Here is a 16,572-nt window from a genome sequence, read left to right as displayed (position 1 = left end):
GGCGGATAACACAAGGTTTAATTTTATAAGGTTATTTACCTATACATATAACAGTTTGATATCATGGCATTACTAACTATCCTGATCTGTATTATTCTGCTTGTTTTATTAGTGAGCTGGATTAAGGTCAATCCCTTTATCGCATTCCTCCTGGTATCAATTGCTGCAGGTCTCATGCTTGGTATCCCTATTAATAAAGTTACTGCTTCGGTACAAAAAGGCATGGGCGATATTTTGGGCCAGTTACTCATTATTATTTGCCTGGGCGCCATGCTGGGTAAGCTTGTAGCTGTAAGCGGGGCGGCCCAAAAAATTGCAGAGGTACTGGTTAACGCCGTTGGTAAAAAGCATATCCAATGGGCATTGGTAACCGCAGGTTTTATTATTGGGATCCCCCTGTTTTATGGTATTGGCTTTGTGCTGATGGTACCGCTTATATTTTCGGTAGTGTATAAATATAAGCTGCCTGCCGTATACATAGGTTTGCCCATGCTGGCATCCCTTTCTGTAACCCATGGTTTTTTACCGCCGCACCCTTCACCATCGGCATTGGTTGTATTGTTTCATGCAAACATGGCTACCACTTTTATTTATGGGTTAATAATAGCTATCCCTGCCATAATACTTGCCGGCCCTATATTTGCAAAATTCCTGAAAAAAATACCATCCGAACCACTGGCCACTTTTAGAGCCGAAGAGTTGCCTGCCGATAAATTACCCGGGGCCTTTAATAGCTTTTTTACCGCCCTGTTACCGGTAATGTTAATAATGCTCACCGCGTTTTTACCATATATGGGTATTAAAAATGCAGGGCTGTTAAAACTCGTTACTTTTTTAGGCGATCCATCCATTGTAATGCTAATTGCTCTTATTGTGGCAACCTTTACTTTGGGTGTAAAACAAGGCCTGAGCATGAGCCAACTGGCAGTTAATTATACCGATGCTACAAAAGATATAGCATTGATATTACTCATTATTGCAGGCTCGGGTGCTTTTAAGGAGGTATTAACTGCCAGCGGCGTAAGTAATGAAATAGCTGCCCAGTTGCAGCAGTTTAACCTGCCACCCCTTGTTTTAGGGTGGGTAATTGCGGCCATTATCCGTATTAGTTTGGGCTCGGCTACGGTTGCGGGTTTAACAGCCGCAGGCATAGTGGTTTCATTGGTGACACAAAACCATGTAAACCCCAACTTAATGGTATTATCAATAGGTGCCGGCAGCCTTGCATTTTCGCACGTGAACGATTCGGGTTTTTGGTTGTATAAAGAGTATTTTAACCTGAGCATAAAGGATACTATAAAATCATGGTCGGTAATGGAATCATTGGTTTCGGTTATCGGTTTAATAGGGGTATTGATCATTAATCAGTTTGTAAAATAAAGATCAACCGGTATGAAAAAAACTATTACCCATATAGCTGCATTAGCAATTATGTTGCTGATAAGTGGTGTTAGTTATGCGCAGCAGGCTGTAACTGGCAGTTATTATACCTCGTTTGATGGTGCAAAGATCTACTATGAGGTAAAAGGAGATGGTTTTCCGGTTTTGCTTATTCATGGCTTTTCAGGTACTGGCGAAGGTTGGAAGAAAGGACCGTTGTATAACGACCTGCTAAATGCCGGTTATAAGGTGATCATACTGGATCAGCGGGGCAATGGCCGGTCAGACAAACCGCATACCGATGCCGCATATGCCAATGATGCCGAGGCTAAAGATATCATGGGTTTGATAAGCAGCTTAAAGCTCAAAAAATATGATGTAGTAGGCTACTCCCGCGGCTCCATTATTGCATCACGGGTGCTGGTACTGGATAAACGTGTACAAAAACTGGTTATGGGTGGCATGGGCGATGCTTATACCAATCCGGAATGGCCAAGACGGGTGCATGCCTACAAAGCGCTGATGGGTGATACATCCTTTCATGATGTTGACGGTATGGTAAAATACATTCAAAGCAATCCCTTTGATGTGCAGGCATTGGCACTGCAGCAAAAATATCAGCCCTCAACAAGTAAACAAGAGCTGGCTAAAGTTAAAATACCAGTAATGATCATATGCGGTACCGAAGATAAAGACGGTGGATCAGAAGAAGGACTTCAGCAAGCTATCCCCGCATCAAAATTAACCTATATCCCCGGCGATCACAATATTGCAGGCAGAAGTGTACAGTTTTCGGCTACGGTGCTTGCATTTTTGAAGTAATTGCAGGTTAGCATGACTCATTTTTAAGGTTTTTCGAAGCTTTTTACATATACGGCTTATTATTTGCATAAGTGTTATCAGGAATAATTTATTAACACTTATCAGATACCTTATGAAAAAGTTAATGATATATGTTTGCCTGTTTGTTGCGTTCCTGCTAACATTAACCTTTAACGTGCAAGCGCAAACTAAAAAGAAGAAAGACATAAGTCCGCAGGGTAAGGGTGCCATTATTGGCGGTGCAGGCGGTGCCGTAGCAGGTGGTTTAATAGGTCATAATGTTAAGGGCGCATTAATTGGTGGTGCAATAGGTGCAGGTGGCGGTTATATTATAGGTAATGAAAAACGCCGCGCAGAAGAGAAAAGGAGACGGGCATGGCGCAGAGCTCATCCAAAACACCACCATCACTATACCAAAACAACAACTACTACTACAGTTACCACCAATTAACAATGTTAAAAATGGTTAAAAAGCCTGCAGCTGTTTTTTTACTGCAGGCTTTTTAAATTATATTTAAGATGTTACGAAATTGCTGTTTTATTCGTTATATATAACAGGTAATTTACAAACAGCATGCTTCAATATTTGGTTTAATATATAATGGGTAAGGCGCTTTTAGCATTATTTTTTTGTTTGCTCTCTTTTACGTTGATGGCACAAAGCCGTCTTGAAATTCCTGATACTATTAAAATTAGTGATGATACATTAGTAGCTCAAAGAGATCTTATTGATGTAGTAAGATCGGTATTCAATATAAAGCCGCGAAAAATATCGGCCAGGGAAAAAAAGAAAATTTACTTCTCTATTTTGCCTATTTCTTCATCTGACGGCCGAAGTGGCGGCAAGGCCTTGTTTACATCAACCACAGCCGCATTTTACCTTGGCGATCAGGGAACAACTAATCTTTCCAGCTTAACATTTACGCCCTATTTTAATTTAAAGGGCAGGTATGGTTTACCTATCAGGTCAAACATTTGGCTTGACAATAACCAGTGGAACATTGTAGGTGATACCCGCGTATTGGTTTACCCGCAGTACACGTGGGGATTGGGTGGCGGTCAGCCCGAGGACGACCGTTTTTTGGTAGATTATAAGTACCTGCGTTTTTATCAAACGGTACTTAAAAAGATAAAACCCTATTTTTATGCCGGCCTGGGGTATAATCTTGATTATTACATGGATATTGAGAGTAGTGGAGCAACTAATCTGCGTGATTTTACTGGATATAACTTTGGTACCGGAAGCGGTCAGGATGTGCTTGCATCAGGAATCACGCTTAATTTATTGTATGACACCCGTAAAAACTCCATAAATCCGTTACCCGGTGCATACGCAAATATAGTTTACAGAATTAACGGCAGGGCATTCGGCAGCCATAATAACTGGCAATCATTATATATTGATGTGCGCAAGTATATATCCTTAACGCATTCAGGACCTAAAAATGTGCTGGCTTTTTGGTCCTATTACTGGACATCACTTACACCCGGCACACCATATTTGAGCTTACCCAGCCTGGGGTGGGAGCCCTACCAGAGATCGGGCAGGGGATTTGTTCAAAATAGGTACCGCGGCCAGCGGTTGGCCTATTTTGAAACCGAATACCGGCGGGATATAACCCGTAACGGTTTACTGGGTTTTGTTTTGTTTGCTAATGTGAACTCCGTTACCGAAGCCACTAACCATAATTTTGTTTACTGGCACCCAGCGGGAGGTACAGGGTTACGGTTTAAGTTTAACAAAAAATCGGGCACAAACATCAGTCTTGATTATGGGGTAAGTAAAAATTTCTCATCCCTGAACCTTAACTTAGGCGAAACGTTTTAGGATAATGGTATAAGATGAAGACAGTGAGCTAAAAATGAACAAATGACAAATAAACAATAGGTGTTTATAATCTAAAACTTTATTTTTGGCCATGTTTTTATCCGGCCAATCGTAGTTAAGATTTCCCCGCACATAGCCGGTAATTTATCCTGTTAAGTTTATTCTGTAATAATATCCGTTGATCCTGGTCTGTTAGGCCATCTACCAAAAATCACATGACAAGAAAAAAATACATATCCCTTATCCTGATACTTGGTTCACTTACAGCATTAGGACCATTCTCTATTGATATGTACTTGCCCGGTTTTAAGGCCATAGCAAAATATTTGCATACCAGTACCGACCAGGTAGCCCTTTCATTATCCAGTTATTTTATAGGGATTTCTGCAGGGCAATTATTATATGGCCCTTTGCTTGACAGGTTTGGGCGTAAAAGACCGCTGTATTTTGGCTTAGCACTTTACATTGTAGCATCAATAGGATGTTTCTTTTCTACTTCGCTGGAAATGCTGATCATCATGCGATTTTTTCAGGCTGTAGGAAGTTGCGCGGCCAGTGTTGCGGCTATGGCCATGGTACGTGATCTTTTCCCGGTTGAGGAAAACGCCAAAGTATTTGCCTTGCTGATATTGGTGCTGGGCGCTTCGCCTATGTTAGCGCCAACCATTGGCAGTTATATAACCGCCGTATTTGAATGGCAGGTGATATTTTTGATACTGACCATCATAGCCGTATTGATATTGCTGGCAGTTATATTTTTATTGCCGGAAAGCTACCAGCCCGATCCGTCGTACTCCTTAAAACCCAAACCCATTATTGGTAACTTTTTGCAGGTATTAAAAGATCCTCAATTTCTTACTTATTCGTTGAGCGGGGCATTCGCATTCGCGGGTTTGTTTGCATATGTATCCTCGTCGCCTATTGTGTTTATTGACGTATTTAAGGTGAGCGAAAAATCATTCGGGTGGATCTTTGCCGGATTATCAGTTGGCTTTATTGGTTCGAGCCAGGTGAACAGCATCCTGATGAAAAGGTATAAAAGCGAGCAAATGATAAATGTTTCGCTTATATGGATGGTATTTATATCTATGGTGTTTTTAATAGGATCACTTAATAACTGGTTTAATATTGGCGGCACCATCGCTATGATATTTGGTGTTTTATGCGGAGTGGGTATTAGTTATCCCAACACGGCAGCATTGTCGCTGGCCCCCTTCACTAAAAACGCTGGTTCAGCATCGGCACTTTTAGGAGCATTTCAAATGGCCGTTGGCTCACTGGCATCAGTAGGTATCACACTCATAAAAAGCCATAGCCCGCTGCCAATGGCAGGGGTTATGGCGGCATCATCTGTAGTGGCCCTATTGATACTGTTGATAGGCAAACGCTTTATTAAAAACAAGGTAGAAGCGAGTGCGGATGCGGGGGTAATAGCTCACTAATATATAATCCAAATTCCCAATAAGTCATGCCGGATTTATTTCGGCATCCCATAAGCAAGGTCTCCGGCATAATGGCTGCATGTCCTGTGGGGTGCTGAAACAAGTTCAGCATGACGTATTTTGATGGGAGATCTACGCTAAGACCTCATCAATAATCCCAAACTCTTTGGCCTCGGTGGCTATCATCCAGTGGTCTCGGTCTGATACTTCATATACCTTTTCATATAGTTGCCCGCTATGTTTGGCAATGATCTCGTAAAGTTCCTGTTTTAATTTGAGCACCTGCCGCGCGGTTATTTCAATATCCGATGCCATTCCCTGTACACCACCCGATGGCTGATGAAGCATCACCCTGGAGTGGCTCAGCGCGGCGCGCTTGCCAGCCGCACCGCCACATAATAGTACAGCCCCCATTGACAGGGCCATGCCGGTACAAATAGTGGCCACATCAGGACTTATAAAGTGCATGGTATCATAAATACCCAGCCCTGCATATACAGAGCCGCCAGGCGAATTAATATACATCTGTATATCTTTCTTTGCATCTGTTGATTGCAGGAACAGTAATTGTGCCTGTATAATGTTGGCCACGTTATCATCAACCGCCTGACCAAGAAAAATAATGCGGTCCATCATGAGGCGCGAAAATACGTCCATCTGGGCTACGCGCATTTCGCGCTCTTCGGTTATGTAGGGCGTCATGGCCATAGGGAGGGCGCTTTTTTCGACCCCTGAAATAAAGCTATCTACCCGCGAACCGGCAATAGCATGCTGCATGACCGCATATTTGCGGAATTCCTGTTTATCGATATTCATAAAATTGTTGGTTTTTTAGGCGAGTTTTTTACTTACCTGTTTAAAAATATACGGGCTATTCTTTGCCGGAAACTCAGATGCTCGGGCTGGGTGAATAATTGCTGATGTACCGCTTCTATCTCCTGTTTTAATTGCTTGCGACCATATTGCTGCACCAGACTATAAACTTGCTGCTGCGATGAAACATTAACCCGCAGATCAGCATCAAGCAGCGTTTTAGCTTCAAACAAAAGTGCATCGCCGGGCATCTGCCTGTTAAGCAGATGGCTTTCTATTTGCGCTATCTCATTCAAGGAAGTCCTCATATGTTAATGCTTTTTGTTTAACCGTTTCCCTTACTTTTTCAATGCACTTATACTTTTGCACTGTTGCCGAGCGCACACCCGAAAAGCCAAATAGCTGTGCCACCCTGGTCATGGGTAAATTATCATAGTAAAAGGAGCGCAACAGTTCCATACAGCGTTTACCGGCTGTTTCTAAAAAATGTAGTAATTTATCTTCAGAAGGGGCTGCTTCAGTTTCCGCGATGATATTGGCAGCAGAGCTATCATCCAACTGGGTGGTTTGGCTACCCTGTTTGTACCGTTTGATCCATAAATAACGGGCGGTGCCATAAATATAAGCGCCCTCACTGCTGTTGATAGTCACATCGGCCGTATGGCTTTTTTCGTAATAGCTCACCAGCGCATCCTGAAATACATCTTTAGCTTCGTCAAATGATCCACCGCATTTGCTCACATACTTGGCTACGGCCGGGAAAACCTTTTGATATAATGTTGTAAAAAGCTGTTGCCTTGCAGCCTGCTCCTCCAAATTAACTGCATCCATTGTTTACTGTTTATTACTATGTGTAAATTATAACAGATATATCACCTTTTGGGATAAAAGATTTTTTGATTCTTTTTGTCATCCTGAGGAACGAAGGATCTTCTTCAACTAAACTAATCGTATAATAGATCTTCACTCCGTTCAGTATGACAAAATAATATCTCATCCTTCCTCACTACTACCTAAAATTTACTCATCCTTACCGCGGTAATTTTTGAACCATCGGCACCTATGGTTTCAAAAACGATGTTTGTTTCAGTAAGTTCAGATACGGTGAAAACAAAATCGCGCGTTTTACCATCAGGCAACTTTTCATTTACTTTTATGTTACCGCCATCAAGCGTATAGCTGCCATGTGATAAATATTTGCCGCCCCATACAATGTTCCATTTCATTTCGGGTGTAAACTGGATATAGGGAGAGGCTTCATCAAGTTCAGCTTTTTTCATGGTATCCGGCGGATTGGCATTGGGACGCTCTATTTTAACATATTTCCATTTTCCGGTAAGCGTGGTGCTGTTAACAGATGGCTTGCACGATGCCATGAAGCATAGCATGATAACGAATAATAAAAAGCTGTAATTTTTCATGATAGCATAAAAGTTCATCTAAGCTATACAATTACCGTTAAAAATAAAACTCAAACTAAAAGATCAGCTGTTACCTTTAATGTGTTTCCTTATTCTTTCTTCAGCTTTCTTTACTTCGTCTTTTTCGCTAAGCGGGCCTTCGGTTTTAAGTTCTTCGGTAGATGATTTATTGCCGGTACCATTTTTTGTTTTTTTAGTACCAGTTTTATTTGATTTTGCAGTAGTATTCATGATCACAGGAGTTAATGATAGATGTATCTGTTTAACTACAGGCGAATTGAAATTGTTTTATGAGTGCGTGTTAATGAGGCAAACGAGACAGGCAAAATCGCGGGAATCTTTTAATCCGATGAATCCAGGTTCAGATAAAAAAATCAACGTAATCGGATCATTATCAGTCGCCAAAAATATTTTTGAAAAAAGTTGTAACAAGTAAAAAGCACAACCGTCATAATGACACTATATAGCCAAGGTACTCCAATCCAGTTAAGCTATAAGTTATTGTGAGGGCCCGCACCTTAAGGGTTCCGTTAAAAAATCAAATACTTAAATCTTTTAAAAAAAATGAACAATCTAATCATGATGTTTTGGTGGGCTGTGCCTGTCATTCTGCTTTTGCTGATGTACAAATTTGTTTTACGCGTGTTTTTCGGTATGGTCATCGTGCCGGATAACCGTATTGGTCTGGTGGTCAAAAAATTCACCTTGTCGGGCAAATCGCGTCTGCCCGATGGTCGTATTATTGCCATTAACGGCGAAGCCGGTATGCAGGCCAAGGCACTGGCGCCGGGTTTATACTGGGGCATGTGGCCCTGGCAGTATGGCATCACCATGGAACCATTTACAATTATCGAACAAAATAAGCTGGGGCTGGTAAAGGCAAAAGATGGTGCACCGTTTGATACCGGCCGTGTATTGGGTAAACCTGTCGACTGTGATAAATTTCAGGATGCTATCGCGTTTCTGGATAATAACGGACAAAAAGGTCCACAGGCCGCGTTCCTTACCCCGGGTAGTTACCGTATCAATACCTTTTTGTTTGAGATTGAGATGGTGCCCATTACCCAGATCCATGAAAACAAGGTAGGGATAGTTACCACACTTGATGGTGAGCCGCTGGATAAGGGCGAAATTGCCGGCGAATCAGTAGCGGGGCATAAAAACTACCAGGATCCTATCGCATTTATTAATGCAGGTGGCCGCAAGGGTTTGCAGGAGGATGTGATACTGGCCGGTACTTATTACCTTAATCCCTGGTTTGTAATTGTGGAGCAGGTTGATATGACCTATATCCCTATCGGTTATGTAGGTGTGGTAAACTCCTTTGTTGGTCCCGAGGGTAAAGATACCAGCGGTGATGCTTTTAAACACGGTAATATTGTTCATCGTGGTCAAAAAGGTGTTTGGGAAGACCCGCTTGACCCGGGTAAGCACCCTATTAACATTTACACCCACGCGGTGGAGATTGTACCTACCACCAATATTGTGCTTAACTGGGCCGATAGCCGTACCGAAGCACATGAACTGGATAAAAACCTGTGTACTATTACGGTAAGGTCAAGCGATGGTTTTACATTTAACCTCGATGTTTCACAGATCATCCACGTGCCACGTAACGAAGCACCAAAAGTAATAGCCCGCTTTGGTAAAATGAAAAACCTGGTATCACAAGTGCTTGAGCCTACCATTGCCAACTACTTCCGTAACTCGGCACAAAGGAGTGATGTGATCGGCTTTTTGGCCAACCGTATCCAAAGGCAAAGTGACGCCCGCGATCATATAGGCGCTGTGTTAACAACCTATAACGTAATTGGGGTTGATACACTGATAGGCGATATAGTACCGCCTGCTGCACTGATGAAAACCCTTACCGACCGTAAACTGGCCGAAGAAGAAAAAGTAACTTATGAGATACAACGCCATGCACAAATTGAGCGTAAGGAATTTGAAAGTGCCAGGGCCGGCGCCGATATGCAGCCAGAGGTTGTAAAATCAACCCGCCAGGTGGAGATCAATACCCAGATGGCCGCTTCAAAAGTTGCTGCATCACGTGGTGAAGCCGAGGCCAAAACCATTAACGCCAAAGCTGATGCCGAGGTAAGGATCACGATAGCTAAAGCCGATGCTGAAGCCAAAACAGTGAACGCTAAAGCCGATGCCAATGCTACTGAGGTAAATGGTACTGCAGAAGGTGCTAAGATCAAGGCCATAGGTTTGGCCGAAGCCGAAGTAACCAAACAAAAAACCGAGGCCATGGGTACCGAACAATACGCTATTGTGCGTGTAGCCGAAGCCCTGGCCAGTAATGGTATCAGGTTGGTGCCAGAAATATTGGTTAGTGGAAAAGATGGCGGCGGTAATGGTATGATAGACGCTTTGATAGGCAGCGAAATGCTTAAAAAACTACAGAACGAAGCTGTAAAAGGAAAGGAAACTGCGCATAAAAAAGAGGGTGGTAACGATAAGAGAATGGATATTGAATAACCTTAATGCCTAATACCTATCAGCCGGGTGCCCCTCATTGGGGGCACCCTTTTACTTGATATCAAATGTTAATTTTAGTTAAAAAAATATGATAGACAATTGAAGAACCGCATCTTCTGATTATTTTTACCTGATGCTCCGTTACCTGCTTTTAGTTTTTATGGGTTGTTTTATCACGTCTGTTGCTTGTGCGCAGGGTGTTCAAAATGGTACTGTGTTAGAAAACAAGACCCGAATAGTGTTACAAGGCATTCAGGTTGAAAATAAGACTACCACTAAAGTGGTGGTAACCGATAGAGCCGGAAGGTTTAGTATTCCGGCAAAAACAGGTGATCTGCTCGTATTTACAGGTGCCTTTTACCGGCCGGATACCATATTGCTGACTAACCTACTGGGGCGGGAAGTGTTTTTAACACCAAAGCAAACTACGCTTGGTGAGGTAAAGGTAAATGGTACAGAGATCAAACCGCCTGCAAGCGGCTATAAAGCTCCCGACTTTCACGGGCAAACGATGGTTTATCAGCGCGATGACAAAAATCACGATTATTTCAAGGGTGGGGTTGCACTCAGGCTGCACTATTGGACAAAAGATGATAAGAAACGTAAAAAGGAAGGGGAATTTATACAGAATCAACAAGTGCAGGATGAAATAACCGAGGTTTTCAGCCCTGAAAATATTGCCAAATACGTACCCTTAACTGGCGACGATATGAATAATTTCATATTGCTCTATATCCCATCGGTTAAAACCTATACTAATACAGATTTTAACCTTACCACCTATCTGGATACCAGTTACAAAAAATTCCTGAAACTAACCCCCGAGGAACGAAAAGCCGGTCAGCTGATTAAATAATTACTAACAGGTGTAACTTTTACTTAAATAATGCATCCTTTAGTTGTATTCATTTTGAGTATAAAGTACTATAAGTAACTATCGCTTAACCTGTAATAATGGAAACTCAAACCGTTGTATCACCCCCTACCAATGGCAGCAGCACACAGGCTGGTAAAATATTATATATTGATAACCTGAAGGTAGTACTTACTATTTTAGTGGTATTGCACCATGCTTTTATTACTTATGGCGCGCCGGGGGGCTGGTACTACAGCGAAAAAACAACGCTCACGGCAGCATCTATTCCCATGACCTTGTTTGTAGCCATCAACCAATCGTTTTTCATGGGTTTCTTCTTTTTTATATCTGCATACTTTACAGAGTCATCCTATCAAAAAAAAGGCGCAGCCCGTTTTATAGCCGATAGGCTAAAACGACTGGGCATCCCGCTTATATTTTATTCTTTCCTATTCTCGCCCGTGTTGAGTTACCTGGTTTACCGTTTTGGTAAGGGTAATGATATTACCTATCTGCAATACCTGGGCGGCTTTCATTCCTGGATTGATTTTGGGGTACTGTGGTTTGTAGCCGCTTTGTTGTTGTTCAGTTTGCTGTATGCAGGCATTATGTTGTTGATTAAAAGCAGGCCATTATCATTAGGGCAGGTTCCGGGTGTTTTAACCATTGTTTTATTTGCATTGACACTGGCTTTGGGCAGTTACCTGGTAAGGTGTGTATTTCCGGTTGGTTGGGTATTATCACCAGTGGGTTTTCAGTTAGGACATTTTGTACAATATATAGCGCTGTTTGCTTTGGGTATAGTGGCCTCGCGCGGGCAATGGCTTAGTAAGCTCCGCTATAAAATGAGTAAAGGCTTTGCTGTAATGGTTTTAGTAATGATCGTAGTGGTTTTCCCGGTAATTTATTACGTAAAAGTTGCTACTAATAGTCCTGTTGAAACATTTAACGGCAACGGGTACTGGCAATCATTAATGTATGCCTGCTGGGAACAATTTACAGGCATATTTATTATAACCGCCTTGCTGGGCATAGCTAAACAAAAATGGAATGGGCAGTCGGTACTGATGAAAAAATTATCAAGAGCTGCCTTCGGGGTGTATATTTTTCATCCGCTGGTATTGATTTCTTTATCCATGCTATTTAAAACATGGGGTGTTGATCCTGCGGTTAAATTACTGTTTGTGGCGCCATTGGCGGTTTTCGGCTCATTTATACTGGCACATTTGCTGTTAAAAATACCCGGCGTAAAAGCTGTAATTTAACGTATTAAAGCTGTCCCGAATTTATATTCGGGACAGCTTTTTACTTATGCATTAAACCTATCGGCAAACTCCCTTGCAAATACTTCCAATTTTCTCTTGCTTGTAATGATGGGTTTATTTAAATCATAGTCCTCCCATAATTTTCCGCTGCGCACCGCGGTTCCCATTTCTACAAAGTTTTTTGCAAGTTCTTCAGGTACTCCACTTTGTATTATCCCGCTTAATGCCTGGTCGTCGGTAAATTCTACCCATTGTAGTTCTGGTTTGCCAATGGCTGCACCTAAAACAGCTGCTATTTCTCCGGTAGTACGGTCATCGCTTGCTAAATAGCGTACACTTTTTCCTGTAAAAGGGTGTTGAATTTCTTCGGCAGCAGCAGCGCCGATATCTTCGGGATGAACCATAACCAGTCTTGTGTTGCTGTCATAATTTGTTCCGAGAAAACCCAGGTTCCTGATCATATCTATATTATTATAAAAATTAATATAAAAGAAGGGGGCCCGAAGATGTTTTATGGCTACATTTTCCAGCTTATTCAGTGCAGTTTCTACATCATGCACTCCTTTGATAGGTCCTGTGCCTTCATCAAGGTGCGCGCCAATACTGCTTAAATTAACTACCCGGGATACGCCGGACCTGTGAATAGCCTCTGCGTAATTTTTACCGATACCTGCTACATATTGCCGGTAGTTAGACGCGCCAAAGTTAGGCGGTACCATAGTATACAACACATTTGCGCCGGCAAAAGCCTTTGTCAAAAAATCTACGTCGGCTACCGAACCAATGGCAGCCGTAGCGCCTAATGCTTCAATATCTGCTATTTTATCCTGATTACTGCTGATAATTGTTACCTGATGTCCTGCATCAATTAATTGTTTAGCCAGCGGTTTGCTGATATTTCCCAATGATCCTGTGAGTGTGATTTTCATAATCTTTATTGCTTTGATTTTGTTGACAACAAAGTTATATTTGTACTTACTTTTATACAAGTACTTACCCTAAAGTATGTATCATGACCGAGATCAAAGAAAGTTCAACCATACAGGAAAATAAACAAACGGCTTTTAAAGAGTGCCCTGTAACCTATGTAATGAATAAGATAGGCGGGCACTGGAAACCCATCATCCTGTATCACTTGTTATCAGGCAGTAAACGGTATAGTGAATTAAAAAAAGCGATCCCCGCTATTACCGAAAAAATGCTGATCCAGCATCTTAAGCAATTGGAAGCTGATAATTTGGTAGCCAGAAAAGCTAAGCCTGTAGTACCCCCATATGTTACTTACAGCCTTACCACATCGGGTTTAGCTTTAAAACCGGTTTTGTATACCATGGCCGTATGGGCTATTGAAGAGAGTGGGAAAAATGCATCGATATTTTATAAAAGCCTGGATGATTTTCCGGGGTGATATTAAACAATAAAAGGCTGCGCCAAAAGGGCAGCCTTTTATTGTTTTTATGGTAGAGTATTGATGTATCTACTGTGCTTTCAAACTATCGGCTTTGGCTTTTGCTTTTTTCTTAAAGAATCCGCGGAGCAAAAAGTTGTGCTGTACTGCCTCAAGATCGTCATTTAACTTAACGGAGCTTTGCTGCAGCAGGTTTAGTGTGCTTTGTACTTGAGTTGCTCCTTTAGGGTCATTCAGCAGTACGCCAATAGCATTATCGGTAGTATTAAGCTTATTGCTGGCTTTGGTCAAATTTTCTGTTAAGGTTGATGCATTGGCAGCTGTTTTTTGTAATTGGGTAACAGCCTGGCTTATCTTGCTAAATGTAGCGGTATCTGTAAGCAGTTTATCAGCAAAGCCGCCCTTGGTGTTCATTTTATTGCTGAAACTGTTAAGCTGTACGGCCATGTTTGCCGCACTTTGAGTAGCTGCCTGCAAATTACGCATAGCGCTGCGTAGTTGCATAGCCAGGGTACTATCGGCCATTAATGCACCTACAGTTCCTTTGCCTTCCAGTATTTTATGACTTAATACTTTAAAATCAGTAGTGATGGCTAATATGTTTTGGTTGTTTTCCTGCAGGGTTTTAAGCATATCATCAGTCGATAGCATTTTTTCGGCTTGTAGTTCATCACCATCCTGTATTACCGGGGCTTGTGGGCTGCCACCATCAATAACAATGATCTTATTACCTATCAATCCATCCGAGCTTATTTTGGCACCGGCATCATGATGGATATACTGCTGGGTGGCTTCGTCAATGCTCATAAACACTTGTACCCGCGATGGACCTATGAATTTAACATTGCTGATGGTACCCACTTTAACACCCGAGAACCATACGTTATTGCCCTTTTTTAACCCGGCAACATCACTGAATATCGAACTGATATGAATATTTTTTACAAAGCTTTTTTGCTGGCCCCCAAGTGTAAATACACCAAGTATAAATACCACGAGGCCGAGTGCTAAAAATATGCCTACTATAATTGCTTTTTTATTTTCTGATGCATCCATGATAATGGTATAATGTCTATTGTATAAAGTTATAGTCGTAAAAAGGTTTCACCCTGTCATCATTAGTGTTAAATACTTCATCAAAAGTACCGGTACGCTGAAATTGCCCGTCGAGCAGCATGGCTATCCTGTCGCCGGTTTGTTTGGCGCAGGTTAAGTCGTGGGTTATAATGATCGATGAAGTATTAAAACGTTGTTGTACTTCGTTAATAAGCGCGTTAATCTCGATGCAGGTTATCGGATCAAGCCCCGCGGTTGGTTCATCATATAGCATTACTTCGGGGTTAAGGATCAGGGTACGGGCAATGCCAATACGCTTACGCTGCCCGCCCGAAAGCTCTGCAGGCATTTGGTTAATGGTGTGCGACAGGCCCACAGCATCCAATACTGTTTCAACAGCTGTATTAATTTCCTTACGGGTGATGTTTTTGCGGTTACGTACTAACGGAAATTCCAGGTTTTTTCGCACCGTCATACTATCATATAGGGCACTGTTTTGAAACGAAAAGCCTATCCTGATACGCAGTTCCTGCAATTCCTTTTCGGTTATATGTGCAAAATCATGGCCCAATACAGTTATTTCGCCCTCATCGGGCTTTAATAAACCTGAGATGATCTTTATTAATACCGATTTACCGGTACCTGACCTACCGAGCACCACCAGGTTTTCGCCCTGGTACAGATCAAGGTCAATGCCGCGCAGTACAGCAAAATCCTCAAATGCTTTTTTAAGCCCTCTGATGCTGATAACCGGGTTGCTATGATCTGCCTGTGTTTTTACCTTTTTCATATTCCTGTATTAACGGAACCAGCTGGTTATCTGTACAATAATAATTTCTTCAATAAATACCAGGAACATGGCGGTTACTACCGCGCCATTGGCTGCTTTACCCACGCCCTCGGTTCCTTTGGTGGAGTTATAGCCCTGATAGCAGCCAACAATACCTATGGTAAAGCCGAATACAATTGATTTAATTAACGATGCCACAAAATCAACAAACGTTAAAGGTTCAAACACCTGCTGTATAAAAGTACTCCAACTGGTACCTTCATTTTGGCTCACATTTAAATACCCGCCTAAGATGGCTATAAGAGCGGTATAGGTTGATAAAATAGGTATGGTAAGGGTAGTAGCCAGCACGCGGGTACAAACCAAAAATTTAAAGGGTTTGGTACCTGATACTTCCATAGCGTCAATTTGCTCTGTTACCCGCATCGAGCCCAGTTCGGCGCCAATACTTGAACCCACCTTGCCCGATGCTATAAGCGCGGTAACCAAAGGTGCTAATGCACGCATGATAGCGATGGATACCAGAGATGGCAGCCATGATTGCGCCCCAAACTCAGATAGCGACGGCCTTGATTGTTTTGTGAATATTACCCCAACAATAAACCCGGTTACTGATATTAAAGTAAAGGAACGTACACCCACTTCAAAACACTGGCGTACCACTTCTTTAAGTTCAAAAGGGGGTAAAAAAGCTTCTTTAAAAAAGCGTAATATGAATTGGTTGATCTTATACAGATCGGTAAAAAAGTTTATAAAACTTTGTTTAAGCTTTGAATTCTTTTTATAAACGGTTGTTGTGCTTTCTGCTGTATCCATTAAATATGATATAGTAGGTATTTGTCAATTTAATTATGGTTACTCTACAATAACTCATTGCATTTGTTTGCCGCAGTGTGTATTAGCAGGCAGTTTTTTCAGTTCAGGCCCGATGAAAACTTTTTAAACCAAATTGTTGCAGTATCAAAAACCATACTTTATTGAAATAAAAGTATCACAAATTTCAATTC

At 41.9% G+C, this 16,572-nt stretch carries 18 protein-coding genes; 9 read left to right on the top strand and 9 right to left on the bottom strand.

What is annotated here, in order from left to right; all coding sequences use genetic code 11:
• Positions 1-63 precede the first annotated feature (63 nt).
• The 5 genes from AC1DRQ_RS06545 to AC1DRQ_RS06525 all read left to right on the top strand — a co-directional run bounded on the left by AC1DRQ_RS06545 (position 64) and on the right by AC1DRQ_RS06525 (position 5,472).
• On the top strand, positions 64-1,380 hold the full coding sequence (locus AC1DRQ_RS06545) for a gluconate:H+ symporter (RefSeq protein WP_477423036.1): 1,317 nt from the start codon (positions 64-66) through the stop codon (positions 1,378-1,380).
• 12 nt (positions 1,381-1,392) lie between these two features.
• Positions 1,393-2,202: an alpha/beta fold hydrolase gene (locus tag AC1DRQ_RS06540; protein ID WP_477423034.1), complete on the top strand. Its 810-nt coding sequence runs from the start codon at positions 1,393-1,395 to the stop codon at positions 2,200-2,202.
• A gap of 112 nt (positions 2,203-2,314) precedes the next feature.
• Positions 2,315-2,653 carry a YMGG-like glycine zipper-containing protein gene (locus AC1DRQ_RS06535; RefSeq protein WP_477423032.1) on the top strand — a complete coding sequence of 113 codons (339 nt, stop codon included), beginning with the start codon at positions 2,315-2,317 and terminating at the stop codon, positions 2,651-2,653.
• 201 nt (positions 2,654-2,854) lie between these two features.
• A complete protein-coding gene (locus tag AC1DRQ_RS06530) occupies positions 2,855-4,030 on the top strand; it encodes a BamA/TamA family outer membrane protein (RefSeq protein ID WP_477423030.1) in 1,176 nt (391 codons plus the stop codon).
• Positions 4,031-4,245: 215 nt separating this feature from the next.
• Positions 4,246-5,472, top strand: a complete 1,227-nt coding sequence (locus tag AC1DRQ_RS06525) for a multidrug effflux MFS transporter (protein ID WP_477423028.1) — start codon at positions 4,246-4,248, stop codon at positions 5,470-5,472.
• A gap of 132 nt (positions 5,473-5,604) precedes the next feature.
• Here the strand turns inward: AC1DRQ_RS06525 and AC1DRQ_RS06520 are convergent, their stop codons facing one another.
• From AC1DRQ_RS06520 to AC1DRQ_RS06500, 5 genes are all read right to left on the bottom strand, one after another.
• Entirely contained in the window at positions 5,605-6,288 is a 684-nt protein-coding gene (locus AC1DRQ_RS06520) for a ClpP family protease (protein ID WP_477423027.1), read from the bottom strand.
• A 32-nt stretch (positions 6,289-6,320) separates the two neighbouring features.
• Entirely contained in the window at positions 6,321-6,593 is a 273-nt protein-coding gene (locus tag AC1DRQ_RS06515) for a hypothetical protein (protein WP_477423025.1), read from the bottom strand.
• On the bottom strand, positions 6,574-7,116 hold the full coding sequence (locus AC1DRQ_RS06510) for an RNA polymerase sigma factor (protein WP_477423024.1): 543 nt from the start codon (positions 7,114-7,116) through the stop codon (positions 6,574-6,576). The genes AC1DRQ_RS06515 and AC1DRQ_RS06510 overlap by 20 nt, the downstream gene beginning before the upstream one ends.
• 182 nt (positions 7,117-7,298) lie before the next feature.
• A complete protein-coding gene (locus tag AC1DRQ_RS06505; protein ID WP_477423022.1) occupies positions 7,299-7,706 on the bottom strand; it encodes a hypothetical protein in 408 nt (135 codons plus the stop codon).
• A gap of 63 nt (positions 7,707-7,769) precedes the next feature.
• Positions 7,770-7,937, bottom strand: a complete 168-nt coding sequence (locus AC1DRQ_RS06500) for a hypothetical protein (RefSeq protein WP_477423020.1) — start codon at positions 7,935-7,937, stop codon at positions 7,770-7,772.
• A 333-nt stretch (positions 7,938-8,270) separates the two neighbouring features.
• Here AC1DRQ_RS06500 and AC1DRQ_RS06495 point away from each other — a divergent pair, with 333 nt between their 5' ends.
• From AC1DRQ_RS06495 to AC1DRQ_RS06485, 3 genes are all read left to right on the top strand, one after another.
• A complete protein-coding gene (locus AC1DRQ_RS06495) occupies positions 8,271-10,190 on the top strand; it encodes an SPFH domain-containing protein (protein ID WP_477423018.1) in 1,920 nt (639 codons plus the stop codon).
• 160 nt (positions 10,191-10,350) lie between these two features.
• Complete coding sequence (locus tag AC1DRQ_RS06490) at positions 10,351-11,046, top strand: hypothetical protein (RefSeq protein WP_477423016.1); 696 nt, start codon at positions 10,351-10,353, stop codon at positions 11,044-11,046.
• Positions 11,047-11,144: 98 nt separating this feature from the next.
• On the top strand, positions 11,145-12,311 hold the full coding sequence (locus AC1DRQ_RS06485; protein ID WP_477423014.1) for an acyltransferase family protein: 1,167 nt from the start codon (positions 11,145-11,147) through the stop codon (positions 12,309-12,311).
• A 44-nt stretch (positions 12,312-12,355) separates the two neighbouring features.
• Here AC1DRQ_RS06485 and AC1DRQ_RS06480 read toward each other — a convergent pair whose 3' ends face one another.
• Complete coding sequence (locus tag AC1DRQ_RS06480) at positions 12,356-13,240, bottom strand: NmrA family NAD(P)-binding protein (RefSeq protein ID WP_477423012.1); 885 nt, start codon at positions 13,238-13,240, stop codon at positions 12,356-12,358.
• An 83-nt stretch (positions 13,241-13,323) separates the two neighbouring features.
• Here AC1DRQ_RS06480 and AC1DRQ_RS06475 point away from each other — a divergent pair, with 83 nt between their 5' ends.
• The gene (locus tag AC1DRQ_RS06475) at positions 13,324-13,719 is read left to right on the top strand and encodes a winged helix-turn-helix transcriptional regulator (protein WP_477423010.1); all 396 of its coding nucleotides are present in this window, start codon (positions 13,324-13,326) and stop codon (positions 13,717-13,719) included.
• 69 nt (positions 13,720-13,788) lie between these two features.
• On the opposite strand, the gene AC1DRQ_RS06470 is transcribed toward AC1DRQ_RS06475, so the two are convergent.
• The 3 genes from AC1DRQ_RS06470 to AC1DRQ_RS06460 are packed head-to-tail and all read right to left on the bottom strand — an operon-like array spanning position 13,789 to position 16,381.
• Positions 13,789-14,775, bottom strand: coding sequence for an MlaD family protein (locus AC1DRQ_RS06470; RefSeq protein ID WP_477423008.1), 987 nt, complete (start codon positions 14,773-14,775; stop codon positions 13,789-13,791).
• 16 nt (positions 14,776-14,791) lie between these two features.
• Positions 14,792-15,565, bottom strand: a complete 774-nt coding sequence (locus tag AC1DRQ_RS06465; protein ID WP_477423006.1) for an ABC transporter ATP-binding protein — start codon at positions 15,563-15,565, stop codon at positions 14,792-14,794.
• Positions 15,566-15,574: 9 nt separating this feature from the next.
• On the bottom strand, positions 15,575-16,381 hold the full coding sequence (locus tag AC1DRQ_RS06460) for an MlaE family ABC transporter permease (RefSeq protein WP_477423004.1): 807 nt from the start codon (positions 16,379-16,381) through the stop codon (positions 15,575-15,577).
• Positions 16,382-16,572 lie beyond the last annotated feature (191 nt).

The sequence above is a fragment of the Mucilaginibacter sp. P4_E8 genome (assembly GCF_056401495.1).
This window is presented reverse-complemented; position numbering and strand designations above follow the sequence as displayed.